Genomic DNA, 25,875 nt, shown 5'->3' on the forward strand with positions numbered 1-25,875 from the left:
ATCGATGCCCCGCAAGCGCTCCACGGACGACAGCGACGAGCTGCTGGCCAGACTCGGCTCGCTCACCGCCCAGGCACGCGAGCGCGCGGAGCTGCAGCGCAGCCAGGTCGAGCTGGCCATCGCGCTGCAGCGCGGCATGCTGCCCCGGGACCTGCCCTCCGCCCCGGGCCTGCACCTCGCGGTCCGGTACGCGCCCGCCTGCTACGGCCTCAACGTGGGCGGCGACTGGTACGACGCCTTCGCCATGCCCGACGGCCGCATCGGGCTGTGCATCGGCGACGTACAGGGCCACAACATCGAGGCCGCCGCCTTCATGGGCCAGGTCCGGGCCGGGCTGCGCGCCCTCGCCTCGGTCACCGGCGAGCCGGGCGAACTCCTCGCCCGGACCAACGAGCTGCTGCTCTCCCTGGGCAGCGACCTGTTCGCCACCTGCACCTTCATGCGCCTCGACCCGGCCACGGGCGTCCTGGAGAGCGCGCGGGCCGGGCACATCCCCTTCATCTGGGCCACGGCGGACGGAAAGTCCGGCGTGGTGGACGACCAGGGCGGGCCACCGCTCGGCATCGAGCCGGACATGGAGTACCAGGTGACCCGGCACCGGCTCACCACGGGCGGAGTGTTCGTGCTGCTCACCGACGGTGTCGTGGAGGGCCCGTCGCTGAGCATCGAGGACGGCCTCGACCAGGTGGTGCGGCTCGCGGGCATCGCGGCCGTCGCGGGACTGGAGGCGCACGCGCTGGCCGCGGCCGTGATCAAGGGCGCGGAGAGCGTGGGGCACGAGGACGACGCCGCCGTGCTCGTCGTGGGCCTCGACGGGCCGGGGGCGTGGCTCTCCGACCGCTGGGGCGCGCTGAGGCCAGGCTTTCAGCCATAGAGCGGGACCGGACGGCTCTCGCCTCGCCGACGGCGGGCCATCGGTGTGAGATTGCTGCTGTGGTGGGTTTCGAGGATCTGCGCCGACCGGGCGGCTACGCCGTCCAGGTGCTGGCCGTCGCGGCCTGCTACTACGGTGCGGCGCGGCTCGGGCTGCTGCGCCGGCTCGTCGTCGAGGGCTCCGTGTTCACCCCCATCTACCCGCCCACCGGCGTCGCCGTCGCCGCCCTGCTGATCTTCGGGCTGGGCTGCTGGCCCGGAGTCGCACTCGGGGCCCTCTTCACCATCCTGTATCTGACCTCCCCCAGCCCCGACGTGCTCGGCTTCCTGGTCGGCAACACCGCCGCGCCCGTGTGTGCGGCGCTGCTGCTGCGCCGGGCCGGCTTCCGTATGGACCTCAGCCGGTTGCGCGACGGCCTCTCCCTGGTGTTCCTCGGCGCGCTGACCGCCATGCTGATCAGCTCGACCATCGGCGTCGGCCTCCTCGTGCTCACGGGCAAGCTGGCCGAGCACAGTTTCTGGGCCGTCTGGCTGGCGTGGTGGGTGGGCGACGCGATGGGCGTCCTGATCGTCACCCCGCTCCTGCTGCTGCTGTTCAGGGCCCGCTGGCCGCCGCCGCTCGTGCGCTGGAAGGAGGCCACCGCACTGACGGTCGTGGCGTTCTGCGTCGTACCGCTGGCCGCCTACAGCTCGATCAGCCTGCTCTTCCTCGTCTATCCGCTCATCATCTGGGCCGCCCTGCGCTTCGAGCTCGCGGGCAGCATGCTCTGCGCGCTCGTGACATCCGTGCTGGCCACCGTCGCCGCGACGGACGGCGTCGGGGCGTTCGCGGGGCTGAGCCGGATCGAGGTCATGGCGAAACTGCAGGCCTTCAACGGGGCGATGGCCCTCACCGCGCTGCTGCTGTCGGCCGTCATCACCGAGCAGCGCAACACCCGCCGCTCCGTCGAACAGGCATGCCAGGAACTGGTGCAGGTCCTGGAACACCTCACCGCGGGCGAGCCCCGGCCAGCCCACCCGCCTCCGAAACCCGACGACCGGCCGTGACCCGAGACGTAGCCACCCCGGCCCGGCCCGGCTTCGATTACTCATGCGGGATTGAACAGTCCAGACTGATAAACCTATAGTTAGTAATCGTGGACGTGGACAACAGGGTGGAAGACAGAACCGGGAACGGCACCCGCCCCCCGAGCCCGCCGCAGGACACCACGGCGCTCGCCGCCGCGCTGCGGCTGGCCATGGGCCGGACCGTCCGCAGGCTGCGTCAGGCGCATGCCGTCGGGGACCTGACCCTCTCCGGGGTGTCCGTGCTGTCCCGGCTGGCCACCGCCGGACCGGACTCGCCCGGCTCGCTCGCCGAGCTGGAGCGCGTCCGCCCCCAGGCGATGGGCACCACGCTCGCCGGACTCGAACAGCGCGGACTGGTCAGCCGTACCCCCGACGCGGCCGACGGACGGCGGGCCATCGTGTCGATCACCGACGCGGGCCGCACCGTGCTGGAGGAGCGCCGCTCCGAGTCCGTGGCCCGGCTCGCCCACGCCCTGGACGAGTTCACCCCGCAGGAACGCGACGCACTGCGGGCCACGCTGCCCCTCCTCGACCGGCTGGCGGAACAGCTGTGAGCGGGCAGGTGCCCCGCAGCGCCCCGGGCGGGTCCGCCGAGACCCCGCGCGGCCGGCTGCGCGCCCGCTCCGCCCGCCTCCGGGACACCCCGCCAGGACCCGGCTACAAGTGGGTTGCCCTGTCCAACACCACACTCGGCGTCCTGATCGCCACGATGGACGCCTCCATCGTGATCATCTCGCTGCCCGCGATCTTCCGCGGGATCGGCCTGGACCCGCTCGCCGCGGGCAACATCGGCTACCTGCTGTGGATGATCCTCGGCTATCTGCTGGTCTCGGCCGTGCTGGTCGTCGTCCTCGGCCGGCTCGGCGACATGTTCGGCCGGGTCCGCATCTACAACCTCGGTTTCCTGGTCTTCGCCTGTGCCTCCGTCGCGCTGTCCCTCGACCCGTTCCGGGCGGGAGCGGGCGCCCTGTGGCTGATCCTGTGGCGCATCGTGCAGGCCTTCGGCGGCTCCATGCTCACCGCCAACTCGGCCGCCATCCTCACCGACGCCTTCCCGGCCCGGCAGCGCGGCATGGCCCTCGGCATCAACCAGATCACCGCGCTCGCCGGGCAGTTCCTCGGCCTGCTCGCCGGCGGTCTGCTGGCCGCAGTCGACTGGCGTGCGGTCTTCTGGGTCAGCGTCCCGGTCAGTGTGACCGGCACGATCTGGTCGTACCTCAGCCTGCGCGAGACCGCGGCCGGCGGACGCGGTCGGATCGACTGGCTCGGCAACATCACCTTCGCCACGGGCGCCGGAATCCTCCTCGCCGGCGTCACCTACGGCATCCAGCCCTACGGCGGCCACGCCACCGGATGGACCAACCCCTGGGTGCGCGCGGGCCTGATCGGCGGCGTCCTCCTGCTGCTCGGCTTCTGCGTGACCGAGACCCGGGTCGCCGAGCCGATGTTCCGGCTGTCCCTGTTCCGGGTGCGGGCCTTCGCCGCGGGCAACCTGGCCGCCCTGCTGACCGCGATCGCCCGCGGCGGGCTGCAGTTCATGCTCATCATCTGGCTGCAGGGCATCTGGCTGCCGCTGCACGGCTACGACTTCGAGGACACCCCGCTCTGGGCCGGCATCTTCATGCTGCCGCTGACCCTCGGATTCCTGATCGCCGGCCCCGTCTCCGGCTACCTCTCGGACCGGTTCGGCGCCCGCCTGTTCTCCACGGCCGGCCTCATCGTGGTCGCCGGCTCCTTCCTGGGCCTGCTGGCGCTCCCCGTGAACTTCGCGTACGGCCCGTTCGCCACGCTGCTGTTCCTCAACGGCTTCGGCCAGGGCATGTTCTCCGCGCCCAACACCTCGTCCGTGATGGGCAGCGTCCCCGCCCGCTACCGGGGCGTGGCCTCCGGAATGCGCTCCACCTTCCAGAACTCGGGCACCGCCCTGTCCATCGGCGTCTTCTTCTCGCTGATGGTCTCCGGGCTGGCCTCCTCGCTGCCGTCGACGCTCAGCAGTGGACTCCAGGCGCACGGCGTGCCCGCCGGGACCGCCCACGAGGCGGCCTCACTGCCCCCGGTCAGCACCCTCTTCGCGACCTTCCTGGGCAACAACCCCATCGGCCACCTGCTCGGTTCCGGGGACACGCCGGCCCACCTGACGGCAGCCCAGCGCGCCACCCTGACCGGTCACACGTTCTTCCCGCAGCTGGTCTCCGGTCCCTTCCACCACGGCCTGACCATCGTCTTCGGTGTCGCCGCCGGCATGGCCCTGGTCTCGGCCCTCGCCTCCGCCCTGCGCGGAGGCCACGAGCCCGTCGGCGACGACACCCCCAAGGGCTCCTATCCGGCGTACGCCCGCAAGGGGTAGTGGTCCGAGAGGTTCGTGTACGTGTACGACGTCCCCCAGCTGGTCACCGTCCAGGGCGCCGACTGCTCCTTGACGACCTCGTTGCGCCACCCCGCCGGTCGGGCGTGACCGGCGCGGGCGAGGACGTAGTCGAGGTCCTCGCGCGGGTCGTTCGGGTAGCGGTCGTGGGCGATGGAGTTCTCCTGGGTGTCGAAGGAGTACGGGTGCCCGGTGCGCGCGTCGGCGCCGACGACACCGGCGTCGGAGAGCATCGACGCGTACTCACCGCTGCGTGAGTCGACGTTGAGGTCGCCCGCGAGCAGCACTTCCTCGTCGGCGGGGATGTTCTTGGCGTCCAGGAACGCGTCGACGGCCTTGAACTGCCGGCTGCGCATCGCCGCCGCCTCACCCGCACCGCACCCGGGATCCGTGGACTGCGCGTGCGTGCCGACCACGTGCACCTTGGTGCCGTTCACGTCCAGGACGACGTACGCGAAGCCCTTGTTGGACCACCAGTCCGCGCCGCACGCGTCCTTGTAGACGTACTGCTCCTTGTGCACGATCGGCCACTTGCTCAGCACGGTGACCCCGCCGTCCTCGGGCGTGGTGGACGAGTACGCGCCTCCTGTCGCGTCCCAGCCGTCCTTGCTGCGGCCCACCACCGGTGTCTGGTACGGGTATTCGGCCGCGGCCGCGCTCTTCAGCGCGTTCGAGGCGGAGTTGTCGAACGCCTCCTGGAGGACGACCACGTCGTTGCCGTGGAAGAAGGCCGTCTTCGGGATCTCCGAGGCCCGGTGGTCCTGGCCCCAGTTCGGGTACAGGTTCTTGCTCATGAGGAAGACGTTGTACGTCAGAACCTTCAGCGCCGGTGCCTGCCCGGCTGCCGACGCCGGTGCGGCACCGGCGAGCGCCGTCGCGGGCAGCGCGAGGGCGAGCACGGCCGCGCCGAGGGCACGGCGGGGTGCGAAGAGCGTCACTGGATCTCCCTGTGGGTGAAGGGGGTTGAGTGGCGCCGCACATCAAATCACCTGGGATTACCCATAGGTAACACCCATGCGGTCAACAGATGGCACACAGGGGAGGAGGCGGGGAGTCCGGTTGGGCGGGGACCCCGACCTCGTCGAGTGAGGGGTGTCCCACCGGGGCAGCCCCAGCGGGTTACGAGGCGGAGCGGAGGCCGCTCTCGCCGTCGCCCTGGTCGGGCTGGCAGGTGCGGCACAGTTCGTGATCCCCGTCGCGGGTGACGACGGTTCCCCATCCGAGGCACTGCGTGCAGTCGCGGGCGAGACGCACATCGGGGTGGGGGGACGGGAAGGGGCTGTGGTGGGCTCCGTAAGCCATACGGGAAGCGGCTCCTTGATTTCGCGGGGTCGCGGGCCGGATAGCTTCGATTATGTCCTATTTTTCCCCTATGTCAGTGATGGGTGTCACTGCGTGCCACCTTTCAGCCCAGAATTCCCAGCCGCGCGTCCCGCCACAGGTCCACACCACCGTCGGTGGCGTACTTGTCGATCTCGGCCAGTTCCTCGGCGCTGAAGTCGAGGTTCTCCAGCGCGACCACGTTCTGCTCCAGCTGCTCGACCCGGGAGGCGCCGATGACCAGCGAGGTGACCCGCTCGTCCCGCAGCGCCCAGGCCAGCGCCATCTGGGCCAGGGTCTGCCCGCGCCGGGCGGCGATGTCGTTCAGGGAGCGCAGCCGCTGCCGCATGTCGTCGGTCAGCCACGCCGGGTCGAACGACGTGCCGGCCGCGGCCCGCGACCCCTCGGGCACGCCTTCGAGGTAGCGGCCGGTCAGCAGGCCCTGGGCGAGCGCCGTGAACCCGATGACGCCGAAGCCCTCCTCCTCGGCCGCATCCAGCAGGCCGTCGGTCTCGATCCAGCGGTTGACCATGCTGTACGACGGCTGGTGGATCAGCAGCGGGGTGCCCAGCTCGCGCAGGATCGCGACCGCCTGCCGGCTGCGCTCGGCGTCGTAGGAGGAGATGCCGACGTACAGGGCCTTGCCCTGGCGGACGGCCGTGTCGAGCGCGCCCATCGTCTCCTCCAGTGGGGTGCTCGCGTCCAGCCGGTGTGAGTAGAAGATGTCCACGTAGTCCAGGCCCATGCGGCGCAGCGACTGGTCCAGCGAGGCCAGCACGTACTTGCGGGAGCCGCCGCCCTGTCCGTAGGGGCCGGGCCACATGTCCCAGCCGGCCTTGGTGGAGACCACCAGCTCGTCCCGGTACGGCGCGAGGTCCTGCTTCAGCAGCCGGCCGAAGTTGATCTCGGCCGCCCCGTACGGCGGACCGTAGTTGTTGGCCAGGTCGTGGTGGGTGATCCCGAGGTCGAAGGCGCGCAGGGCGATCTCGCGCTGGGTTTCGAAGGGGCGGTCGTCGCCGAAGTTGTGCCAGTAGCCCAGGGACAGGAGAGGGAGGTCCAGTCCCGAGCGGCCGGTGCGCCGGTAGCGCATGGTGCCGTTGTAGCGATCGGGGTCCGCGACGTGGTTCATCGGGTCGTCTCCGGGTGGTGCCGTAGGGGTGCCCTTCGTGTGCGAAGGTGCTTGTCCACCCTGCGCCTTCATGATTCGTAAGTCCAACCGCTGCCTCGCATGGCATTGAGCGGTCCGGCTTCTGAATCGGGTACGGTACGGGCCGCGCTGTTCGATCCTACGAACTTTTCCCGAGACGGGTTACCGGCCCCCTCCGTGTTTGATAGGAAACTTTCCTACCAGTGCCGGAACGGACCAACTTCCCACCCCCCACCCCTACTTGGAGTCCTAGTGGAGCACACAGAGCGCGAATCGGCAGTCTCCGCCCGTCTCTCCCGCCGGACCGTCGTCGCCGTCCTCGGCGCCGTCGCCTCCGGCGCCCTGATCGGCGTCGAGCGCGTCTCGGCGGCACCGGCTGCCGCGCCCGGCCTCGACGACCCGGCGAAGAAGGAGATAGCCATGCAGCTGGTCTCCAGCGCGGAGAACTCCTCGCTCGACTGGAAGGCCCAGTACAAGTACATCGAGGACATCGGCGACGGCCGCGGCTACACCGCCGGCATCATCGGCTTCTGCTCCGGCACCGGTGACATGCTCGACCTCGTCCAGCTCTACACCGACCGCAAGCCCGGCAACGTCCTGGCCAAGTACCTGCCGGCCCTGCGCCGGGTCAACGGCAGCGACTCGCACAGCGGCCTGGACCCCAACTACCCCAAGGACTGGCGCAAGGCCGCCCAGGACTCCGCGTTCCAGCAGGCGCAGAACGACGAACGCGACCGCGTCTACTTCAACCCCGCGGTCGCCCAGGGCAAGGCGGACGGGCTGCGCGCCCTCGGCCAGTTCACCTACTACGACGCCATCGTCATGCACGGCGACGGCGACGACCCCACCAGCTTCCGCAACATCCGCAAGCGGGCCCTGCGCAGCGCCAAGCCGCCGGCGCAGGGCGGCAACGAGACGACGTATCTCAACGCCTTCCTCGACGCCCGGGTGTGGGCCATGAAGCAGGAGGAGGCGCACAGCGACACCAGCAGGGTCGACACCGAACAGCGGGTCTTCCTGCGCAGGGGCAACCTCGACCTGAACACCCCGCTGGACTGGAAGGTGTACGGGGACAGCTACCACATCGGCTGACTCAGGAGACGCGCGGCAGCTCCACGGCACCAGCCACCGGAAGCGTCGCTTCCAGTGCCGTGGCCTGCCGTGCCGTGAGGCGCTGGACCACGGCGATCGCCAGGGCGCCCGCGGCCAGGTTCAGGGCTATGGACACGAGGAGGACGGCGAGCGAAGTCCCTCGTTCCACCCGGGTGCCCACGGTGACGACCACCGCGTGCCCGACCCAGGTCGCCCACCAGACGTTCACCAGCGCCCGGTCCCGCCCCTCGGGCGTTCCGGGTCCGCTCGCCCGCTGCACGTCTAGGACCAGCCCGCGCGGAGCCCAGAGGTTCAGCACCGGGATCAGCCAGGCGGCCACGGCCCAGGCGGCGGATCCGCGGACGGTCCCGGGGGAGAGGAGGACGGCGTTGCGCCGGCAGCGGCTGAACCACACCAGGAACAGCACGATCGCGGCCGTCATCACATACACGTGCACCATCGAGGCGCGCCCTGACGCGCTCAGGGACGTGTCCCGCGGATGAAGGAGGTGCGCTCGTACGGTCACCGCCCGGTAGGCGTCCGTCGCGACCGCCGCGGCCACGGCGGCCTGGGCGCAACGGGCAAGCGGCCATGGGGCCTTGACGAGGGGTGCGGACACGGTGGGACACCTGTCTGTCGGAGGCGGCACGCGGGCGCGTGCGGGGTGGCGGTCGGGTCGGAAGATCGGCGGACCGGATCATAGGGCAGACGGCCCAGGTCCGCTCCCCGGGTCGGTGGCGCACTCGCCTGCCCGACCCCTGACGAGGAAAGATGGGGCCCGAGCCATCGATCACACCGATGCGGAGGAGCGGACTCATGCCGCACGAGCGAGCCGGCCGGCCGGCCGGTCCCGAGGACCTTGTCGACGTGGCCCGGCTGGTCACGGCGTACTACGCGCTGCACCCCGACCCCACCGACCCGGGGCAACGGGTGGCGTTCGGCACCTCGGGGCACCGGGGTTCGTCCCTGGCGACCGCCTTCAACGAGGACCACATCGCCGCCACCAGCCAGGCCATCTGCGAGTACCGCGCCGCCGAGGGCGTGGACGGGCCCCTGTTCCTCGGCGCCGACACGCACGCCCTGTCCGAACCCGCGAAGGTCACCGCCCTGGAGGTGTTCGCGGCGGGCGGCGTGACCGTGCTCATCGACAGCGCGGACGGCTACACTCCCACGCCCGCGGTCTCGCACGCGATCCTCACCCACAACCGGGGCCGCACCTCAGGCCTCGCCGACGGCGTGGTGGTCACCCCCTCGCACAACCCGCCCGCCGACGGCGGCTTCAAGTACAACCCGCCCAGCGGCGGCCCGGCGGCCTCCGAGGCGACCTCCTGGATCCAGGACCGGGCCAACCAGATCATCGCCGGCGGCCTGAAGGACGTACAGCGGCTGCCCTACACCCGTGCGCTCGCGGCCGACACGACCCAGAGGTACGACTTCCTCGGCGCCTACGTCGGGGACCTGCCGAGCGTCCTCGACCTCGACGCGATCCGCGCGGCCGGCGTGCGCATCGGCGCGGACCCGCTCGGCGGAGCGTCCGTCGCCTACTGGGGCCGGATCGCCGAGGAGCACGGCCTCGACCTGACCGTGGTCAACCCGCACACCGACCCCACCTGGCGGTTCATGACGCTGGACTGGGACGGCCAGATCCGCATGGACTGCTCCTCGCCCTACGCGATGGCCTCCCTCATCGAGCAGCGCGACCGCTTCCGCATCGCCACCGGCAACGACGCCGACGCCGACCGGCACGGCATCGTCACCCCCGATGCGGGCCTGATGAACCCCAACCACTACCTCGCGGTCGCGATCTCCTACCTCTACCGGCACCGCGAGCAGTGGCCCGCCGACGCGGGTGTGGGCAAGACGCTCGTCTCCTCCACGATGATCGACCGCGTCGCCGCCGACCTGAACCGTCAACTGGTCGAGGTGCCCGTCGGGTTCAAGTGGTTCGTGGACGGACTGGCCGGCGGCACCATCGGGTTCGGCGGCGAGGAGTCGGCCGGCGCGTCCTTCCTGCGCCGCGACGGCTCGGTGTGGACCACCGACAAGGACGGCATCCTCCTCGCGCTGCTCGCCTCCGAGATCACGGCGGTCACGGACAGGACGCCGTCCGAGCACTACGCCGACCTGACCGCCCGCTTCGGCGAACCCGCCTACGCCCGCATCGACGCCCCCGCCACCCGCGAGCAGAAGGCGCTGCTGGCGAAGCTGTCCCCGGCCCAGGTCACCGCCGACACCCTCGCCGGAGAGGCGGTCACCGGCGTCCTCACCGAGGCGCCGGGCAACGGCGCCGCCATCGGCGGGATCAAGGTCACCACCGCCAACGCCTGGTTCGCGGCCCGCCCTTCGGGCACCGAGGACGTCTACAAGGTCTACGCCGAGTCGTTCCTCGGCCCCGACCACCTCGCCCGGGTGCAGGAGGAGGCCAAGGGCGTGGTCCTGACCGCGCTCGGCGGCTGAGCCCCCCAGAGCCGTACGTACGACGACGGTACGACGACGACACGACGGCCTCCGCGACCGGTGCGACCGATGCGACCGGTGCGACCGGTGCGACCGGTGCGCGGAGGCCGATGCCGCCGATCCTGCGTCTGCTCAGCCGCGTCCGCGACCCCGCTCCAGCCGGTCCAGCACGGCCTGTGCCATGGCGGCCTCGCCCTTGGCGTTGGGGTGTGCGGGGGCCGCGGGCGAGGCCGGCTGCAGCGGCTCGATCCAGCGGTCCGCGGGCGCCTTGCACATGTCGTGGCCGACCGTGGGGCCGTAGGTGTCGACGTACTCGGCCCGGTTCCACGCGGCGACCAGGCGCAGCATCAGGTTCAGCCGCTTCTCGGTGTCCCGCAGGTAGGGGAAGTCCCGCTGCGCGAACGGCACCGAGGGGAAGCAGCCGCTGCCGTCGTCCGGCAGCAGGTCCGGATAGCCGACGAGGATCACCCGCGCGTGCGGGGCCCGGGCGTGCACGGCCCGCAGCACCCGGTCGATCTTCGGCGCGGTCTCCAGGACGGTGAGCGCCAACTGGTCGTAGCCCCCGGCCTCGTACGAGCGTTCGCAGGGGTTGCCCGTCGGGTCCTGGGCGCCGAGGCGGGCACAGGTGCCGATGATCGAGCCGAAACCGACGTCGTTGCCGCCGATCTGCACCGTCACCAGGTCGGTGTCCCGTCCCAGCGCGTCGAGCTGGGGGGCGTTGGTGCCCTGCGGCTTCCACATCTCGTTCGTCGTGGCCCCGGCGCAGCTCACGTCCTTGAACACGGTTGCCTCGCGCTGCGCGGCCACGAGCGAGGGGTAGTTGTGGTCGGAGCGGGCGCAGTTGGCGTCCGTCTGGCGCGGGATGAGCGGGCCCGAGGTGTAGGAGTCCCCGAGGGAGACGTAGGTGAGATCGCGGCCGTGTGCCGCTGCGGGCACCGTCGAGGCGGCGACGAGGGCGCAGCCCCCCAGCGCCGCCCCCAGCACGGCGGTTCGCCGCCGGCCTCTCGCCCCGTCCGTCACATGCGTGTCGTTCGCCATGGATTCCTCCCCCTGAGGCCGTGACATCGCACGGCCCCGCCGTGAAGGGCGGTCCGCGCGTTCAACTGGGTCTGTATACCGTCCGGTAGGTCTCACGGACCAGAAGCGGGAAGCAACATTCGCACCGGGAAGGGGGTTCGTGCGGCGTGGGCGCGGCGGCCGGAAAGCGCCATTTGGCCTGCCGGCCTGCCGGCGCCTGGGTCTACGGCCACGGCGTACCCGAGGCCCTGGTCCCGCTCGCCGTCCGCACCGCGCACGAGCGAGCCGCGGCGGTCTGCGGACCGGTCACGGGTGAACCTCCCAACCCCTGGGCCGAGTTGACGCCGGCGTCAACCGGGGCGGTGGGATGACCAGCGGAGACGGTGTGGAAAGCTGCGAGGGTCCGCACCAGCGCAACGGAGGAGAGCCACCGGCATGGCCATCATCCACCACACCACCGTGAAGCCGACCAAGGTCGAACTCCTCGCCACCTGGCTGCCCACCCGGCCCTGGTACCGAGGCGGTCCGGACGCCCCCGTGCTGACGAAGTCCGGCGGCTTCCGGCTGGACGACCCGGAGGGCGAGGTCGGGATCGAGCTCATGGTGGCCACCGACACCTCCACCCCCGAGCCGACCGCCTACCTGGTCCCGCTCACCTATCGCGGCGCGCCGCTGGAGGGGGCGGAGCACGCGCTCGTCGGCACGATGGAGCACGGCGTGCTGGGCAAGCGCTGGGCCTACGACGGCTGCCACGACCCGGTGCTGGTCACCGAACTGCTCTCGCTGGTCGAGGGCAAGGCGCAGGCGATGGCCCAGTCCATCAGCGACACCCCCGACCGCGAGGTGACCCGCTCCTACGAGGGTGAGCCGTTCTCCCTGGAGGACTTCACCCCGCGGCCCACCGACGACGAGCAGGGCACCCACCTTTCCGCACCGCACGGCACGACCCTCCACCTCCACCGCGTCCTGCAGCCCGTCCCCGACAACCCGCCGCTGCCCGCGCAGGGAGTGCTCGGCCATGTCGCGAGCGGGTGGCCGGGACCGGACGGCGCCCGGCTGCGGGCGGTGTTCATGGTCCTGGACACCCACTGATCCCACCGCCCTCGGGGAGATCGACATGCCGGGGGCCGGCGGCCGGGGTGTAGTGGGGCGGAGGAAGGTGAGCCCATGCCCGGACGACCCGGCCGCCCCGATCCGCTCCCGAAGGCGCTCCTCGTCGTGACCGTCGCCACGGGCATGGTCGACGCGGTGGCCTACCTGGGGCTCGGGCAGGTCTTCACCGCCTTCATGACCGGCAACATCCTCTTCCTCGGCTTCTCCCTCGCTGGCGCGGCAGGGCTCTCGCCGATCGGATCCGGTACGGCGCTCACGGCGTTCAGCGTCGGCGCGGTCGCCGGCAGCCGTCTGGGCGCCGCCACGTCCGAGCGGCGCCGCCGCTGGCTGCTCACCTCGGCCGCTGTCGCGGCCACCCTTCTCGTGGCCGCGGCGCTGACCGCGATCGGCCTGCGCCCCGTCGGCCAGGACCCGGAACCACGCCACTACGCCGTGACCGCGCTGACCGCGCTGGCCATGGGGCTGCGCAGCGCGACGATGTGGCGCCTCGGAGCGGTCCTGAACACCACGCTCGTCACCGGCACCCTCATCACCCTGATCAGACGGTCGCCCCTGGGCGGCGGAACCGGAGACAGCGCCCAGCGCTACCGCGCCGGCGGCCTGCTGGCGGTCCTGGTGGGCGCGGTCATCGGCGCCCTGCTGCTGCGGGTGAGCATGACCGTGGTCCTACTGCTCGCTGCGGCGGGCGTGTTCGCCGGCATCGGGGGATACGTGGCGCATCCGGCGTCGCGGTCCTGACCCTCACCGCACCACCTCTCGGCATCAGGAGCACCGTCACCCACTTTCTGTGGCCTTCTGGCATGCCCTGGTCAAATCTGTCACTCTTTCGGCAGTCCTCGCCCTGACCCCATGAGGGTGCGGCGCCCACCCCGCACAGCGATCGCGCAACCCCAACCCCGCGGCCGCCCCGGCGTACCCCAGCCGGCCGGGCGGTCATCGAGCAGGCCGGAATCCCGGCCGCCGCAAAGGAGTAGCGTGTGAGATCGACCCCCCACAAGGCCCTCGGCGCCGGTGCCCTCACCGTCGCCGCGCTGGCCGCCCTCTCCCTCCCCGTCACCCCCGCCGCCGCCCAGCCCGCCGAACAGCCGGTGGCCGCCGCCTGCACTCCGACGCAGACGGTCACCAACGGCGGCTTCGAGAGCGGTACCTCGCCCTGGACCCAGTCCTCGTCCGGCGTCATCACCAGCCGCGCCGGCGAGAGCGCCCACGGCGGCTCCTCCTTCGCCTGGCTGAACGGTGTCGGCAGCACCCACACCGACACGCTCTCCCAGAGCGTCACCATCCCGAGCGGCTGCAGCACCGCCACCCTCACCTTCTGGCTGCACATCGACACCGACGAGACGACCTCGTCCACCGCGTACGACAAGCTGACGGCCAAGATCGGCAGCACCACGCTGGCGACCTACTCGAACCTCGACGACAACACCGGCTACGTGCAGAAGTCGTTCGACGTGGGGTCGTTCGCGGGCCAGACCGTGAACGTGTCCTTCACCGGAACGGAGGACAACAGCCTCCAGACGAGCTTCGTCCTGGACGACATCTCCCTCGCCACCTCCGGCGATACCACCCCGCCCCCGGCGGACTCGGCCCGCACCCCGGCCGCGCCCTCCTACACCGTCAGCCTCAGCAGCGACACGAGCGGCACCGTCTGGAACGGGCACGAGAGCGTGTCCTTCACCAACGCCTCCGCCACCGCGCTCAGCGAGGTGTACCTGAGGCTGTGGGACAACTACCACGGCACCTGCTCGGCGATGCCGATCACGGTCACCAACGTCACCGGCGGCACCGCGGGTGGCCTCTCGGTGGACTGCACCGCCCTGAAGGTCACCCTGCCGACGCCGCTGAACCAGGGTCAGACCGCCACCATCGGCTTCGACCTGGGCGTCACCGTGCCCAGCGGCGCCGACCGGTTCGGTCACGACGGCGCCTTCAGCTTCATCGGCAACGCCCTGCCCGTCCTCGCGGTCCGCGACGGCGCGGGCTGGCACCTGGACCCGTACACCAACAACGGCGAGTCCTTCTACTCCCTGGCCGCCGACTTCAAGGTGACCCTCGACCACCCCAGCACCCTGCTGGTCCCGGCCACCGGCACCTCCACCGACACCCCCGGCTCCAGCGGCCGTACGGTCACCACCGCCACCGCGTCCAAGGTCCGTGACTTCGCCTGGGCCGCCGGGCCCTTCACCAAGATCTCCGGCACCTCGCCCGGCGGCGTACCGGTGAACATCTACTCCGTCTCGGGGATCAGCTCCTCCAGCGCCCAGTCGATGCTCAGCACCGCCAAGACCGCCGTCGACGCCCACGCGGCACGCTTCGGCGCCTACCCCTACGGCGAGCTGGACGCGGTCATCGACAACAACTACTGGTTCGGCGGAATGGAGTACCCCGGCTTCGTCCTCGACCTGGTCAGCACCACGGCGCTCACCCATGAGATCGGCCACCAGTGGTGGTACGGCATCGTCGGCGACGACGAGTACACCAGCCCGTGGCTGGACGAGGCCTTCACCGACTACGCCACCGACCTGGCCCTCGGCAAGACCGGCAGCAACTGCTGGAGCAGCGTCTCCTGGGCCTCCAGCGCGGAGAAGATCACCAACTCGATGGCCTACTGGGACGCGCACTCGTCCCGGTACTCCACCGTGGTCTACGGCTACGGCAAGTGCGCCCTGCACGACCTGCGGCGCGTCCTCGGCGACACGGCGATGACCAAGCTGCTGAAGGACTACGCGGCCGCGCACTGGTACGGCGTCTCGACCACGGCCGAGTTCAAGGCGGCCGCCCAGGCCGCCACCAGCACCGACCTGACCTCCTTCTGGACCCAGCACCGCATCGACGGCTGACCCGCACCGGCCGGTCATGGGCGGCGCCGTGCCCGGCGCCGCCCATGACCATGCGGGTAGGACGACCCAGCCACTCACTTGGCGTAAATACCCGGCCGATATGGCGTAGTTGGACCGGATCCGGAATGCGGGGCGGCACGGCTGCGGGTCTGATGGATCCCGTGACGAGCCAAATATGCCGAAACCGCCGCCGCTCGCGCTGGTCCGTGGCCAGCGCCCTGACCGGCCTCCTGCTGACCCTGTCGATCCCCGCGGCCGTGCCCTCGGCGGCCGAGTCCACAGTCGAGCGCGGCAGCGCCTACATGGGCATGGGGGTACTCGCCCACGACGGCGAAGCCGCCACCGACGAGGACGCCCCCGTGTCGGTCCCCCGGGTGACCCAGACCGAGGGCGTGGACGTCGCCAGCTACCAGGGCGACGTCGCCTGGAGCACCCTGTGGAACAGTGGCGTCCGCTGGGCCTACACCAAGGCCACGGAGGGCACGTACTACTCGAACCCCTACTTCGCGCAGCAGTACGACGGCCCCTACGACGCCGGCATGGTCCGCGGCGCCTACCACTTCGCGACCCCGGACACCACGAGTGGGGCCGAACAGGCCGACTACTTCGTCGACCAGGGCGGCGGCTGGTCGAGGGACGCCAGGACCCTGCCCGGCGCGCTCGACATCGAGTGGAACCCGTACGGAGACGCCTGCTACGGCAAGTCCAGGAGCGGCATGGTCAGCTGGATCCGCGACTTCCTGGACCGCTACAAGGAGCGCACCGGCCGCGAAGCCGTCATCTACACCGCCACCAGCTGGTGGAGCGACTGCACCGGCAACTACGCGGGCTTCGGTGACACCAACCCGCTCTGGATCGCCCGATACGCCTCGTCGGCGGGGACGCTGCCGGCGGGCTGGTCGTCGTACACCATGTGGCAGTACACCTCCTCCGGCCCGACCGTCGGGGACCACGACCGGTTCAACGGCTCCCTGGACAAGGTGAAGAACTTCGCCACCGGCTGACGCGCCGCCGGCGACTCCACCAGCCATGGAGTGCGGTCCGCCGGCACCCCCGCCCGCACCAGAGCCTCGGCGATGGTGCGGGCAGCAGCATGAGCCCGACCTCGAGACGTGCTCAGGTCACAGCCGAGGCGGCCTCGTCACTGGCCCACCCGTCCGTCGACGCACTCGCGCAACAGGTCGGCGTGCCCGCAGTGCCGGGCGTACTCCTCGATCCTGTGCACCAGCAGCTCCCGGACCGAGATCGCGTCCTTCCCCAACCGCTCGCCCAGATCCGGGTGCTCGGCCAGCGCGGCGTCGGTCGCGGCCTGCTCGCGCTCCAGATCGGCGTACGCGGCGTCGACCACGGCCTGCTCGGCGACGGCTCCGTCGAAGTCCCCGTCACGCACGCCGTACAGCTTCGGCAGCGGGTCGCCGTCGGTGATCCAGCCGCGCCAGTCCCGCTCCACCTCGGCGAGGTGCCGCACCAGGCCGAGCAGCGACATCGTGGACGGCGGAACCGACCGGCGGGCCAGCTGCTCCGCGTCCAGGCCCTCGCACTTCATCCGCAGGGTCAGGCGGTAGCTCGTCAGGTAGTCCTCCAGCGTCGCCAACTCGCCCTCCGGGGCGGGTCCTTCGCGGGGATCGTCGTCCGGGTCGGTCCACATGTCGGGGTAGACGGTTGCCTGGGTCCACCGCGCGGGTTCTTCACTCATGAGTCGCATGGTCATCTGTCAGGGCCCGGCCTCGCCACCGAGTTATCGCTCGTTTCTTGCCACAACTGGTTTGTGATGCAAAGCTGATTGCATGACAGATGCTTCGGTGCCGTCGCCGGGCACTCCTCACGAAGTCCTCGCCGGCCTGGGCGAGTTGACCCGCAAGGTCCGCACCGCCCAACGCGGCGCATGGTTCCCCCTGCTGCTGCTCGGCGCGCTCACACTGGGCGGAATCCTGGTCAGCCGCTTCACCTTCAAGGTCGAGACCGTTCCCTGCCCGGCGAACGCCCCCGCGACAGGCGGCGGCTGCACCCTGATCACGCAGGGCTCGCCGGTCTACTGGCCTCTCGGACTCGCCCTCGCCTACACCGCGACGGCGTTCTTCTACATCCGCCGCTCCCGCAACCGCGGAGTCGGCACCCCGGTGCGGCCGTACATCCTCACCGGGATCGCCCTGGTCGGCCTGGTGACCGCCATCGAGATCTGGAGCATCCGTCAGGGGATGCCCCGGCCCGGCGCCCCGGTCGACCTGTTGGGCCTGCGGCTCGATCCCACCTCCGGGGTGACGAAGTTCCTCGTGCGACTCACCGGGAACCCCGCAACCGTCGGGCTGCCGCTGCTGGTGCTGTCCTGGGTGGAACGCAGCCGCACCCTGCTGCTGCTCACCGTGGTGTACCTGGCCGTCCTGCTGGTGCCGCTCACCGACGGCTGGGCGGGGATCCCCTTCACCTCGCACTGGTCCGCCCTGCCCCACTTCGGCGTCCCCGGTGTGCTGCTCCTGCTCGGTGCCCTCGGTTTCGGCCTGGCCGAGCTGCCGCGCCGGCGCGACGTCTCATGACCGCCGAACCCGATCAGCACCCGGTCAACAGCCTCGACGACGTCGTCCACCAGCGCGTCCGCCTCGGCATCCTCACCGTCGCGCACCAGGCGCGCCGGGTCGAGTTCGGCTTCCTGCGCACGGCCCTCGGCCTCACCGCCGGAAACCTCAGCCAGCACCTGGCCGTTCTGGAGAAGGCCGGACTGATCCACATCGAGAAGGGCTACGAGGGCAAACGCGCCCGCACCTGGCTCTCCCTCACCCCTGCCGGCGACCGCGCCCTGAAGGACGAGGTCACCCAGCTCAAGCGACTCATCCACCAGATCGAACAAGGCGGTTCAGCGCAGGAGTCCTAGCCCGGACACCGGGAAGCACGGCCGTCACGATCGACTCCCGTCGCAGCTCGGCGGGACAGCATGCCGAACACCGTCCAAGAAACCTGGGGAGGGTACGTGACCATCAAACGGGCTGTGCCTGGTGCGCCGGTACGGTCCTGAGGCCGCCCCCGTGCCGGAGCGTGTCGGCGGTCCGGATCCCGACTAGAGCGCTGCCGGGGCCGGGGCGCACGGCTGAGCGCGCCGGCCGTCGAGGCGCCCCGCCCACCCCACCCGGTCAAGGCGGTCATGCCGAGCCGATCGGCCGAAACAAACCCGTCACCGGCCGGTACGCGGGGGCACGGAGCGGGTGCGGCCGGTGGATTCCCGCGAACCGGCCGGAAGTACAGCCGGGCAGTCCGGTCTGCGTCCGGTGCTGCGTCTTCTTCCCTATGAGCCCTCGTGCGGCGGCGGCAGTCTGCTGGAAAACACGGCTTGGAGGCGCACAGTGACAGCAGGCCCGGCCCCCGCGGGGGCACCGACCGACGGCGACACCCTCACGGCATCCTTCGCGCAGCGCCGGCTGTGGTTCCTGGACCAACTGGCCGGACATTTGACCGGGTCGATGCTTCCGCTGGTCCTCAGGCTGCGCGGGAGCGTCGACGTGCCGCGCCTGGAGCGGGCCCTGTCCGGGATCGTGGACCGGCACGAGGTGCTGCGCACCCGGTTCACCTCCGTCGGCGGGGAGCCGGTGCCGGTCGTGGACGCCCCCGGGGGGATCGTCCTGGAACGGACCGAGGCGGGCTGCCCCGACGACCTCTTCGCCCGGTACCTGGGCGGCCCCGTGAACCTGTCCGCGCAGCACCCGGTCCGGGCCACGCTCGCCCGGGTCGCGCCCGACGAGCACCTGCTGCTGGTCGAGGTCCACCACATCGCCGTGGACGGCTGGTCCTGGGGCGTCCTGCTGGACGAACTCGCCGCCGGATACCGCGGCGAGCCCGTCGCGCCGCCCGCCGTGCGGTACGCCGACCTCGCCCGCTCCCAGGCCCCGCGGCTCTCCGGAAAGCGGATGGAACGGCTGCTCGGGCACTGGCGCGACCGCCTCGCCGGTCTGACCCCGCTCGACCTGCCCACCGACCGGCCGCGCCCCCACGTCTGGGACGGCTCCGGCGATGTCGTCCGCTTCGACCTGCCCGCCGACCTGGTCGCCGACGTCGACGCCCTGGCCCGCTCCCGGCGCGCCACCCGCTACATGCTGCTGCTCGCCGTCTACCAGGCGCTCCTCGGCCACTGGTCGGGCCGCACCGACGTCGCCGTGTGCAGCACGCTCGCCGACCGCGCCGAGCGCGGTGCCACCGGTCTCATCGGCCCGCTTGTCAACAGGTCGTGCTGCGCACGGACCTGTCCGGCCGGGCTTCGCCGCGCTGCTGGACCGCGTACGCGGGCGGGTGCTGGCGGACCTCTCGCATGCCGAGGCCCCTTTCGACCAGGTGGTCGGCGCGCTGGGCGGCGGGCGGGACCTCTCCTGGCACCCGCTGGCCCAGGCCTCGTTCACCCTGCTCAACAGCCCGATCCGCCCGGTCCGTATGCCCGGCCTGGCCGTGGAGCTGGTCGAGCCGCCGCTGACCGAGACCCCGCTGGACGTGTTCCTCGACCTCACCCTGCGCACGGACGGCAGCATCGCCGCCATCCTGCAGTACGCCACCACCCTCTTCGACGCGGCCACCATGCGGGCGTTCGCCCGCGCCTACGTGGCCCTGCTGCGGGCCGTCCTGGCCGAACCCGACACCCCGGTACAGGAGTTGGCGCGCACCCTGCCCACGGAGGGCCCGGCCCGCCCCCGCCCCGAGTGGCGGCACGCCCCCGACCGGCCCGCCGGCCCGCTGCCCCCGGTCACCTTCTCCGGGCCGTCCGAGGCCACGGCGCTGATCTGCGGTGACGACCGCGTCACCTACGCCGACCTGGAAGGCATGACGGGTGCGCTCGCCGCCGCGCTCAAGGCCGCCGGGATCGGCTCCGGCAGCCCGGTGGGCGTGCTGCTGCGCCGCGGTCCGTGGTCGACCCTGCCTGTGATGCCGACTGTCAGCTGATTCGGGGCGTCTCGGGGAGCGGTCCGGTCGCCCGTCACCGACCGGACAACGCCCGTTCGACTCGTCCGACCGGTCAGGAGGGCGCACCGGCCAGGACTTCCACCTTGCCGGTGTCGAGCGAGTAGTAGGCGCCGACCACGGCAAGGGCGCCCTTTCCCACGAGTGGGGCCAAGTCCTGGTTGGAGCGCAGATCGGCCGCGGTCAACTTGACCTGGGCGCGGGTCATGGTCTCGACCGGGTCGGCGCCGCCCTCCCTGACTGCCTGCTCGTACGCCGGCTGCAGGGCCTTGACGATCGCCTGCAGGTTGCCGGGCAGCGGTTTGCCGTCATGAAGCGACTTGTACGCCGCCTTGACGGCGCCGCAGCGCTGATGCCCGAGGACCACGATGAGGGGGGTGTCACTCGTCATAGGCCCGTACTCAACAGAACCAGTGACCACCGGGCCGACCGCCTCCCCACCGGTACGCATCACGTAAAGGTCACCCAGGCCGGTATCGAAGAGGAGTTCAGGCGGCACTCGGGAGTCGATACACGAGAGGATCGCCCCAAAAGGCTCCTGCTCCTGGGCCACGAGCCGACGACGGTTCGGATCCCGATCGGGGTGTTGAAGGTCTCCGCTCACCCAGCGCTTGTTGCCTTCCATCAGCCTCGCGAATGCCGCGGCGGGCGTGGTGGGCCGCGCTTCCGGCGAAGCGCTGGTCGTCGATGAGGCGGCTCTCGCCGATGAGGCGGCCCTCGTCGATGAGCACCCCGTGAGCGCGCCCGCGACACCCACAAGTCCGCCAGCAAGCAGCGCTCTACGATCCGGACGTCCGGCTCTGTCCATCGGTCGTTCCCCTCGATCAGACACGTCCCTGCGTCTTGACCAGGCCAATGGTTCAGCGTGGTGTGGGTGCCCTCGCAGCAGGCACAAGCGGGCGCGGGCTACATTGCCACAGACGGCCCACCGGCACCCTGCTTCAGGAGGCTGGCCGCCGATCCTGACTTCCGCCGGCTGGTGGAGACGGACAGTTTCCTGGGCCTTCCCCCGTTCGCGGTCTGCCGGGACCGACTGGCGTCAGCCGGCCTCACCACTGCGGAGGACCTCGTCCACTGGACGCAGACCGATGCACAGTGTTCCGACCTCGCGACCTATCTGAAGATCTCTCCAACCTCGTCAGAAAGTTCCGCGACCTGGCGCTGCTGGCGCAACTGCACCGCGACCTTCATGACCGCGCATTGCTCCGTCTTTTCCTTTGGTCGAAGTGAACTCCCCGGAGGGCCTTCGCAGAAAAGCCATTCGAGAGGCTGAGCAGCTGGTCGGTTCAGTGCTCAAGGCGGCAGGGAAGAGAGGCCTGGGCACCGTGCCCGGAGTCCGCGACCCGACAGGCTGGCCAGTTGCTGCCGGGCTGAGTGGGACTGAGGCGCGGGCTGCGCTTCGGTTGGCTCGGCAAGTCTGACCAATCACCTATGCCCTGGGCCGGCTCCCGACACGACCGAACCCAGTTGACCGGCAGTGATGCCCTGTCCGACGAGCCTGCACAACCGTCGAGGTTAGTTTGCGGACGGGCCTGCAGTGTCTTCGCAGCTCGATCAACTGGCAAGCTGAAAGAGCAACAACAGATGCCCACCCTGGAGGCGGGCCGTGCCGTGTCCTCCGGATCAGGTCCTCGGCCCGATCCGGAGGACACGCAGGTCAGCTCTCGGTGACGTGGACGTAGTCGCCAGGGGCGTTGGCCGACCCGGTCGTGCCGGTGCCCGCGAAGCTCCAGCGCCAGTAGCCGTCCGCGGTGGCCGTCGCCGTGGTCTTCAGGGCGCCGCCGGTTCCGCTGGTCACCGTCTTCACGGTGGTGTAGGTGGTCGTCCCGGCCTTGCGGAACTGCAGCTTCACCTTCTGGCCCGCGTAGCCGTCGTAGGTTCCGCGGTCCCAGTTGGCGCGGGTCAGCGTGCCCTTGACGGTGAGGGCCTTGCCCGCGGCCACCGGCTCCGGGGAGGCATCGGCGGTCAGCCTGGCGGAACGTTTCATCGAGAAGGTGCCCGCGCTGTCCAGGTTGATGTAGTCGAAGTCGTAGGCGTCGACGGAGGTCCACACGTGCCAGATGCCGGCGGTGGAGTTGTCGTGGGCCGTACGCGGGCCGATGGTGATGTCGGTGGTGCAGGTGGAGGTGGTCTCGCTGCCGGGGTCGGGGGAGCAGGTCATCGGGGTGTCGGAGCCGGGCCCCGCGTTGCCGTCGGGGTTGTCGAACGAGCCGTGATAGACCAATCCGTAGGCGTCCTTGATCCCCGAGTTGTCGGCGGCGGTGATGCTCAGCGTGAAGGTCTTGTAGCCGGTGGCGCCGACCACGACCGGCTTTCCGCCGTTGACGACGACCTTGACGATGTGGGTGTCCCCCTGGCCGGAGTCGGCCTCGGCCGTCGTCGCGGCGAGGGCGGACAGGACCAGCGCGCCCGACAGGGCGGTGATGGCAGAACGTATGAGCATGTGTCCTCGCATAGGATGAGTGGTCCGCCCGGGATCGGGAAAGAGGCCGGACGAGAAATAGGGACGCCGGACGGGGTCAGGCGGTTCGCAGTGCGGCCGACCGGGCGCACAGGTCCGCGCGGTTGACCGCCCCCGTCTTCGTCATGAGACTCGCGATGTGCTTCTCGGCCGTGCGCGGCGAGATGAACAGGCGGGCTGCGATCTCCTTGTTGCCGAGCCGCTCCGCGAGCAGCCGGAAGACCTCGAACTCCCGGACGGTGACGCCCTGCGCGCGCAGGTGCTCGGGGATGCCGCTGGTGCCCGAGCGGTGCTGGTGCACGGGAGCGCCGAGCCGGCGCAGCCCGGCCCGGCAGGCACCCGCGACGGCCGCCGCGTCCCGTTCGTGGAAGTAGTGCTCCGCCCGCCGCAGCCACCCCACCGGATCTCCCCAGCCGTCCTGGTGCGCCGCGTCCGCGATCAGCCGCAGCCCGAGATGCTGGGCCATCGGATACGGCTCCGCCACCGCCAGCGCCGCCTCGACCGTGGCGGCGGCCCGTGCGCCCTCGCCCTCGCGGCCCAGCAGCACGGCGTCGGCGAACATCACGAACTGACGGTTCCAGCGCATCCGGGCGACCGCGGTGGCGGTGATCTCCTCGTGCCGGGCCCGGTCCGCCTCCCCGGCGAGCAGGTCCAGCAGCAGAACGAGGCCGTGGGTGCCGCTGAGGTGGTAGGTGGAGGGGTTGCCGGCCTCCAGGGCCAGCACCTCGCGCAGCTCCGCCCGGCCCAGCTCGCGGTCCTCCTCCATCAGCGCGCAGCAGGCGCGGGCCAGGCCGAAGCACAGCGGCTCCTCCTGCGAACCGGACCCGTCCCACTCGGCGAACGCCGCCAGCGCCGCCTCCATCGCCGTACGGTCGCCGAGGTGCGCCTCCAGCGTGGCCTGCGCCATGAGGACGTAGCGCACCGCGGGGGCGAGCCGCAGCCGGCGTACGACCGCCAGGCATTCGGCGGCAGCCTCGCGGGCGGAGTCGTACCGGCCGCGCAGCACACCGTCGAGGACGAGGATGCCGTCCACCGTGTGCACGATGTTGACCGAGCCGAGCCGCAGGGCCTCCGCGCGGGCCGCCAGCAGGCCCGAGGTGTCGCCCTCGGCCAGCCAGGCGTTGCCGCCCATGCGGGTGGCCGCGTACATGCGCTGCAACGGCAGCCGGTGCCGCTCGGCCGTGGCGAGGGCCTGCTCCAGCATCACCTGCGACTCCTCCGGGTCCCGTTCCCGGGCCACGGTGGCGAGCAACTCCCGGGCCTGGCAGGCGACGACGGGCAGCCCGTACCGCTCGGCGGTGTCGGCGGCCGAGCGGGCCAGCTTCTCGGCGTGCTGGGTGCGGTCGGGGCCGGGCGTGTCCAGGGCGAGATAGGCGGCGGTGACGTCGACGGCCGCCGCGGCCGCGTCGTCCGGAGCCGCCGCCAGCACCTTCCGGGCCCGGGCTGTCTGCCGGTTGCCGTCGCTCCAACGGCCCGCCGTGTGGGCCACCTTGGCCAGCCGGGTGTGCAGGATCGCCAGCCGGGCCGCGCTCAGGCCGGAGCCGTCGAGCACATGGAGGTCCTCGGCCAGGTCGAAGGCGCGGGCGAAGTCACCGGCCTCGGCGAGCGCCGGCAGCAGGTGTTCGAGCACCCCGGCCCGGGCCTGCGGATCACTGCCGGACGCCAGCAGGTCCTCGGCCCGGCTGAGCAGGGTCACCGCCGAGCCCAGCGCGCCCGCCGCCAGCGCCCGCCCGCCGGCCTCGGCGAACAGCCGCCCGGCCGCGTCGGTGTCACCGGCCTCGCAGCGCAGCCCCGCGGCCAACGCACACCAGTCACCGGCGAGTTCGGGGTGCAGCTCCTCGACCGCCTCGGCGCCCCGCCGGGCCAGCTCGGCTCGCCGACCGGGCGTCATCTGGGTGAACAGGGCCTCCACGGTGAGGGAGTGACGGAAGGAGTACCAGTCCGGGGCGGGCTCGTCGGGCAGCACCAGCCGGGCGGCCACCCCCGCGTGCAGGTGGCTGAGCAGGGCACGGTCGTCGACGCCGGTCATGCGCTGCAGCACGGTCAGCGGGAAGCGCCGGCCGAGGACGGCGGCGGCCGACAGCAGGGTGAGGCCCTGTGTGCCGAGCCGGTCGATACGGCGGAGGATGCCGCGGGCCAGCGTGGAGGAAACGTCACTGCGTAGATCCCCGACCGCCCGCCAGCCGTCCGGGCCCTGCACCAGCGTGCCGGCTCCGATCATGGACTGGAGCAGCTCCTCGACCAGGTACGGGCTGCCCGCGCCGTCCTCCCACAGCCGCCGCAGGACCGGTGCGGGCACCTCGTCGGGGGTGGACACACCGAGCTGGGCCGCGATCATGTCGTGGACCTGGGGGCGGGTCAGCGACGGCAGCTCGACCAGGGTGGCGGCACCGCGCCGGCGGGCCGACTGCGCCAGGTCCAGGGCGTCGCTGAAGTCCGTCCGCACGGTGGCCAGCAGCAGGACCGGCGTGTACTCCAGGTTGTCCACCAGGTACTCGAGGACGCCGAGCGTCTCCGGGTCGGCGTCGTGCAGGTCCTCCAGCAGCAGGAGCTGGCCCTGGCCGCGGGCGGCGGCGATGAGCAGGCGCAGGACCGCCTCGCCCAGGATCACCATTGAGCTGCTCTCCCGCTCCCCGGTGTCCCAGTCGGGAATCAGCCGCCCGAGGACCGGCCGGTAGGGCCCGAGGACCAGGTCGTCGAGGGGTTCACCGCTGCGGAACAGCGACATCAGCGCCTCGGTGAGCGGCCGGAACGGCACGGCCGGACCCGTCGTGCTGCTGCGGCCGCGCAGCACCCGCATCCCGGACCCGAGCGCACCGCCGACGGCCTCCGCCGCCAGCCGTGACTTGCCGACCCCGGCCTCGCCGACGAGGAAGACGACACCACCGCGACCCTGCCGGGTGTCGGACAAGGCATGCTCAAGCAAGCCCAGTTGGGGATCCCGCCCGACCAAGGATGGCGCATGGGAACGCATGAACGCAGATGATAATCGGAATTTCGGGACGTGTGGCAGGTCGCCCGCACACGTTCCGGTTCCCATGCGAAAGCGGTGGTGGGGGGGCCCCCCCCGGGGGCCCCCCCCCCCCCGGGGGGCCCCCCCCCGGGGGGGGCCCCCCGGGGGGCCCCCCCCCGGGGCGGGGGGGGGCGGGGGGTTGAGAAGACCCCGGGGAGCCCCCCACCCCCCCCC

Annotated in this window: 22 protein-coding genes and 1 pseudogene; 14 read left to right on the forward strand and 9 right to left on the reverse strand. The window is 71.5% G+C overall.

The genetic code is table 11. The annotated features are described in order from the left end of the window. Positions 1-4 precede the first annotated feature (4 nt). From ACFYZZ_RS44870 to ACFYZZ_RS44885, 4 genes are all read left to right on the forward strand, one after another. A complete protein-coding gene (locus tag ACFYZZ_RS44870) occupies positions 5-874 on the forward strand; it encodes a PP2C family protein-serine/threonine phosphatase (RefSeq protein WP_389189796.1) in 870 nt (289 codons plus the stop codon). A gap of 59 nt (positions 875-933) precedes the next feature. Next, on the forward strand, positions 934-1,920 hold the full coding sequence (locus ACFYZZ_RS44875) for an MASE1 domain-containing protein (RefSeq protein WP_389189798.1): 987 nt from the start codon (positions 934-936) through the stop codon (positions 1,918-1,920). 107 nt (positions 1,921-2,027) lie between these two features. Further along, complete coding sequence (locus tag ACFYZZ_RS44880; RefSeq protein WP_389189800.1) at positions 2,028-2,495, forward strand: MarR family winged helix-turn-helix transcriptional regulator; 468 nt, start codon at positions 2,028-2,030, stop codon at positions 2,493-2,495. Positions 2,496-2,650: 155 nt separating this feature from the next. Next, complete coding sequence (locus tag ACFYZZ_RS44885; RefSeq protein ID WP_389189838.1) at positions 2,651-4,288, forward strand: MFS transporter; 1,638 nt, start codon at positions 2,651-2,653, stop codon at positions 4,286-4,288. Here ACFYZZ_RS44885 and sph read toward each other — a convergent pair. The 3 genes from sph to mgrA form a co-directional block, all read right to left on the reverse strand. Beyond that, positions 4,261-5,244: a sphingomyelin phosphodiesterase gene (gene sph / locus ACFYZZ_RS44890; protein ID WP_389189801.1), complete on the reverse strand. Its 984-nt coding sequence runs from the start codon at positions 5,242-5,244 to the stop codon at positions 4,261-4,263. The genes ACFYZZ_RS44885 and sph overlap by 28 nt on opposite strands. A gap of 181 nt (positions 5,245-5,425) precedes the next feature. Continuing rightward, positions 5,426-5,608, reverse strand: coding sequence for a hypothetical protein (locus ACFYZZ_RS44895; protein WP_386578774.1), 183 nt, complete (start codon positions 5,606-5,608; stop codon positions 5,426-5,428). A 103-nt stretch (positions 5,609-5,711) separates the two neighbouring features. Continuing rightward, on the reverse strand, positions 5,712-6,755 hold the full coding sequence (mgrA, locus tag ACFYZZ_RS44900; protein WP_389189803.1) for an L-glyceraldehyde 3-phosphate reductase: 1,044 nt from the start codon (positions 6,753-6,755) through the stop codon (positions 5,712-5,714). Between the two features lie 270 nt (positions 6,756-7,025). Between mgrA and ACFYZZ_RS44905 the strand changes: the two genes are divergently transcribed. Next, positions 7,026-7,865 (forward strand): chitosanase, encoded by an 840-nt coding sequence (locus ACFYZZ_RS44905; protein WP_389189805.1) that lies wholly within the window; start codon positions 7,026-7,028, stop codon positions 7,863-7,865. Position 7,866: 1 nt separating this feature from the next. On the opposite strand, the gene ACFYZZ_RS44910 is transcribed toward ACFYZZ_RS44905, so the two are convergent. Next, positions 7,867-8,484, reverse strand: coding sequence for a DUF4328 domain-containing protein (locus ACFYZZ_RS44910; RefSeq protein ID WP_389189807.1), 618 nt, complete (start codon positions 8,482-8,484; stop codon positions 7,867-7,869). 197 nt (positions 8,485-8,681) lie between these two features. On the opposite strand from ACFYZZ_RS44910, the gene pgm reads away from it, so the two are divergent. Next, positions 8,682-10,322: a phosphoglucomutase (alpha-D-glucose-1,6-bisphosphate-dependent) gene (gene pgm, locus ACFYZZ_RS44915; RefSeq protein ID WP_389189809.1), complete on the forward strand. Its 1,641-nt coding sequence runs from the start codon at positions 8,682-8,684 to the stop codon at positions 10,320-10,322. 132 nt (positions 10,323-10,454) lie between these two features. On the opposite strand, the gene ACFYZZ_RS44920 is transcribed toward pgm, so the two are convergent. Beyond that, on the reverse strand, positions 10,455-11,360 hold the full coding sequence (locus tag ACFYZZ_RS44920; protein ID WP_389189811.1) for an SGNH/GDSL hydrolase family protein: 906 nt from the start codon (positions 11,358-11,360) through the stop codon (positions 10,455-10,457). A 414-nt stretch (positions 11,361-11,774) separates the two neighbouring features. Between ACFYZZ_RS44920 and ACFYZZ_RS44925 the strand changes: the two genes are divergently transcribed. The 4 genes from ACFYZZ_RS44925 to ACFYZZ_RS44940 all read left to right on the forward strand — a co-directional run bounded on the left by ACFYZZ_RS44925 (position 11,775) and on the right by ACFYZZ_RS44940 (position 16,296). Beyond that, entirely contained in the window at positions 11,775-12,431 is a 657-nt protein-coding gene (locus ACFYZZ_RS44925) for a 1,4-alpha-glucan branching protein (protein WP_389189813.1), read from the forward strand. A gap of 75 nt (positions 12,432-12,506) precedes the next feature. Next, the gene (locus ACFYZZ_RS44930; RefSeq protein ID WP_389189815.1) at positions 12,507-13,190 is read left to right on the forward strand and encodes a YoaK family protein; all 684 of its coding nucleotides are present in this window, start codon (positions 12,507-12,509) and stop codon (positions 13,188-13,190) included. Positions 13,191-13,429: 239 nt separating this feature from the next. Continuing rightward, positions 13,430-15,292 carry a M1 family aminopeptidase gene (locus tag ACFYZZ_RS44935; protein ID WP_389189817.1) on the forward strand — a complete coding sequence of 621 codons (1,863 nt, stop codon included), beginning with the start codon at positions 13,430-13,432 and terminating at the stop codon, positions 15,290-15,292. Between the two features lie 152 nt (positions 15,293-15,444). After that, positions 15,445-16,296: a lysozyme gene (locus ACFYZZ_RS44940; RefSeq protein WP_389189819.1), complete on the forward strand. Its 852-nt coding sequence runs from the start codon at positions 15,445-15,447 to the stop codon at positions 16,294-16,296. Positions 16,297-16,433: 137 nt separating this feature from the next. On the opposite strand, the gene ACFYZZ_RS44945 is transcribed toward ACFYZZ_RS44940, so the two are convergent. Beyond that, positions 16,434-16,988, reverse strand: coding sequence for a DinB family protein (locus tag ACFYZZ_RS44945; RefSeq protein ID WP_389189821.1), 555 nt, complete (start codon positions 16,986-16,988; stop codon positions 16,434-16,436). Between the two features lie 91 nt (positions 16,989-17,079). Between ACFYZZ_RS44945 and ACFYZZ_RS44950 the strand changes: the two genes are divergently transcribed. The 4 genes and pseudogenes from ACFYZZ_RS44950 (at position 17,080) to ACFYZZ_RS44965 (ending at position 20,209) form a co-directional block, all read left to right on the forward strand. Beyond that, positions 17,080-17,826, forward strand: a complete 747-nt coding sequence (locus tag ACFYZZ_RS44950; RefSeq protein ID WP_389189823.1) for a hypothetical protein — start codon at positions 17,080-17,082, stop codon at positions 17,824-17,826. Then, complete coding sequence (locus tag ACFYZZ_RS44955) at positions 17,823-18,161, forward strand: winged helix-turn-helix domain-containing protein (protein ID WP_389189824.1); 339 nt, start codon at positions 17,823-17,825, stop codon at positions 18,159-18,161. The genes ACFYZZ_RS44950 and ACFYZZ_RS44955 overlap by 4 nt, the downstream gene beginning before the upstream one ends. 466 nt (positions 18,162-18,627) lie before the next feature. Beyond that, positions 18,628-19,440: pseudogene (locus ACFYZZ_RS44960) on the forward strand (condensation domain-containing protein); the annotation flags it as partial. Between the two features lie 52 nt (positions 19,441-19,492). After that, on the forward strand, positions 19,493-20,209 hold the full coding sequence (locus ACFYZZ_RS44965; RefSeq protein ID WP_389189826.1) for a condensation domain-containing protein: 717 nt from the start codon (positions 19,493-19,495) through the stop codon (positions 20,207-20,209). A 73-nt stretch (positions 20,210-20,282) separates the two neighbouring features. Here ACFYZZ_RS44965 and ACFYZZ_RS44970 read toward each other — a convergent pair whose 3' ends face one another. From ACFYZZ_RS44970 to ACFYZZ_RS44980, 3 genes are all read right to left on the reverse strand, one after another. After that, positions 20,283-21,035, reverse strand: coding sequence for a carbonic anhydrase (locus ACFYZZ_RS44970; protein WP_389189828.1), 753 nt, complete (start codon positions 21,033-21,035; stop codon positions 20,283-20,285). Positions 21,036-21,884: 849 nt separating this feature from the next. Continuing rightward, on the reverse strand, positions 21,885-22,670 hold the full coding sequence (locus ACFYZZ_RS44975; RefSeq protein WP_389189830.1) for a calcium-binding protein: 786 nt from the start codon (positions 22,668-22,670) through the stop codon (positions 21,885-21,887). Positions 22,671-22,746: 76 nt separating this feature from the next. Then, on the reverse strand, positions 22,747-25,728 hold the full coding sequence (locus ACFYZZ_RS44980) for an AAA family ATPase (RefSeq protein ID WP_389189832.1): 2,982 nt from the start codon (positions 25,726-25,728) through the stop codon (positions 22,747-22,749). Positions 25,729-25,875 lie beyond the last annotated feature (147 nt).

The organism is Streptomyces sp. NPDC001816 (genome assembly GCF_042892235.1).
In the GTDB taxonomy this organism is placed as follows: Bacteria; Actinomycetota; Actinomycetes; order Streptomycetales; family Streptomycetaceae; genus Streptomyces.

Coding starts and splice junctions, on each gene's coding strand:
- ACFYZZ_RS44920 (WP_389189811.1), bottom strand. CDS start 11,360: ATGGCGAACGACACGCATGTGACGGACGGGGCGAGAGGCCGGCGGCGA.
- ACFYZZ_RS44945 (WP_389189821.1), bottom strand. CDS start 16,988: ATGAGTGAAGAACCCGCGCGGTGGACCCAGGCAACCGTCTACCCCGAC.
- ACFYZZ_RS44970 (WP_389189828.1), bottom strand. CDS start 21,035: ATGGACAGAGCCGGACGTCCGGATCGTAGAGCGCTGCTTGCTGGCGGA.
- ACFYZZ_RS44895 (WP_386578774.1), bottom strand. CDS start 5,608: ATGGCTTACGGAGCCCACCACAGCCCCTTCCCGTCCCCCCACCCCGAT.
- ACFYZZ_RS44940 (WP_389189819.1), top strand. CDS start 15,445: ATGGATCCCGTGACGAGCCAAATATGCCGAAACCGCCGCCGCTCGCGC.
- ACFYZZ_RS44870 (WP_389189796.1), top strand. CDS start 5: ATGCCCCGCAAGCGCTCCACGGACGACAGCGACGAGCTGCTGGCCAGA.
- pgm (WP_389189809.1), top strand. CDS start 8,682: ATGCCGCACGAGCGAGCCGGCCGGCCGGCCGGTCCCGAGGACCTTGTC.
- ACFYZZ_RS44955 (WP_389189824.1), top strand. CDS start 17,823: ATGACCGCCGAACCCGATCAGCACCCGGTCAACAGCCTCGACGACGTC.
- ACFYZZ_RS44980 (WP_389189832.1), bottom strand. CDS start 25,728: ATGGGAACCGGAACGTGTGCGGGCGACCTGCCACACGTCCCGAAATTC.
- ACFYZZ_RS44925 (WP_389189813.1), top strand. CDS start 11,775: ATGGCCATCATCCACCACACCACCGTGAAGCCGACCAAGGTCGAACTC.
- ACFYZZ_RS44975 (WP_389189830.1), bottom strand. CDS start 22,670: ATGCTCATACGTTCTGCCATCACCGCCCTGTCGGGCGCGCTGGTCCTG.
- mgrA (WP_389189803.1), bottom strand. CDS start 6,755: ATGAACCACGTCGCGGACCCCGATCGCTACAACGGCACCATGCGCTAC.
- ACFYZZ_RS44930 (WP_389189815.1), top strand. CDS start 12,507: ATGCCCGGACGACCCGGCCGCCCCGATCCGCTCCCGAAGGCGCTCCTC.
- ACFYZZ_RS44950 (WP_389189823.1), top strand. CDS start 17,080: ATGACAGATGCTTCGGTGCCGTCGCCGGGCACTCCTCACGAAGTCCTC.
- ACFYZZ_RS44885 (WP_389189838.1), top strand. CDS start 2,651: ATGGACGCCTCCATCGTGATCATCTCGCTGCCCGCGATCTTCCGCGGG.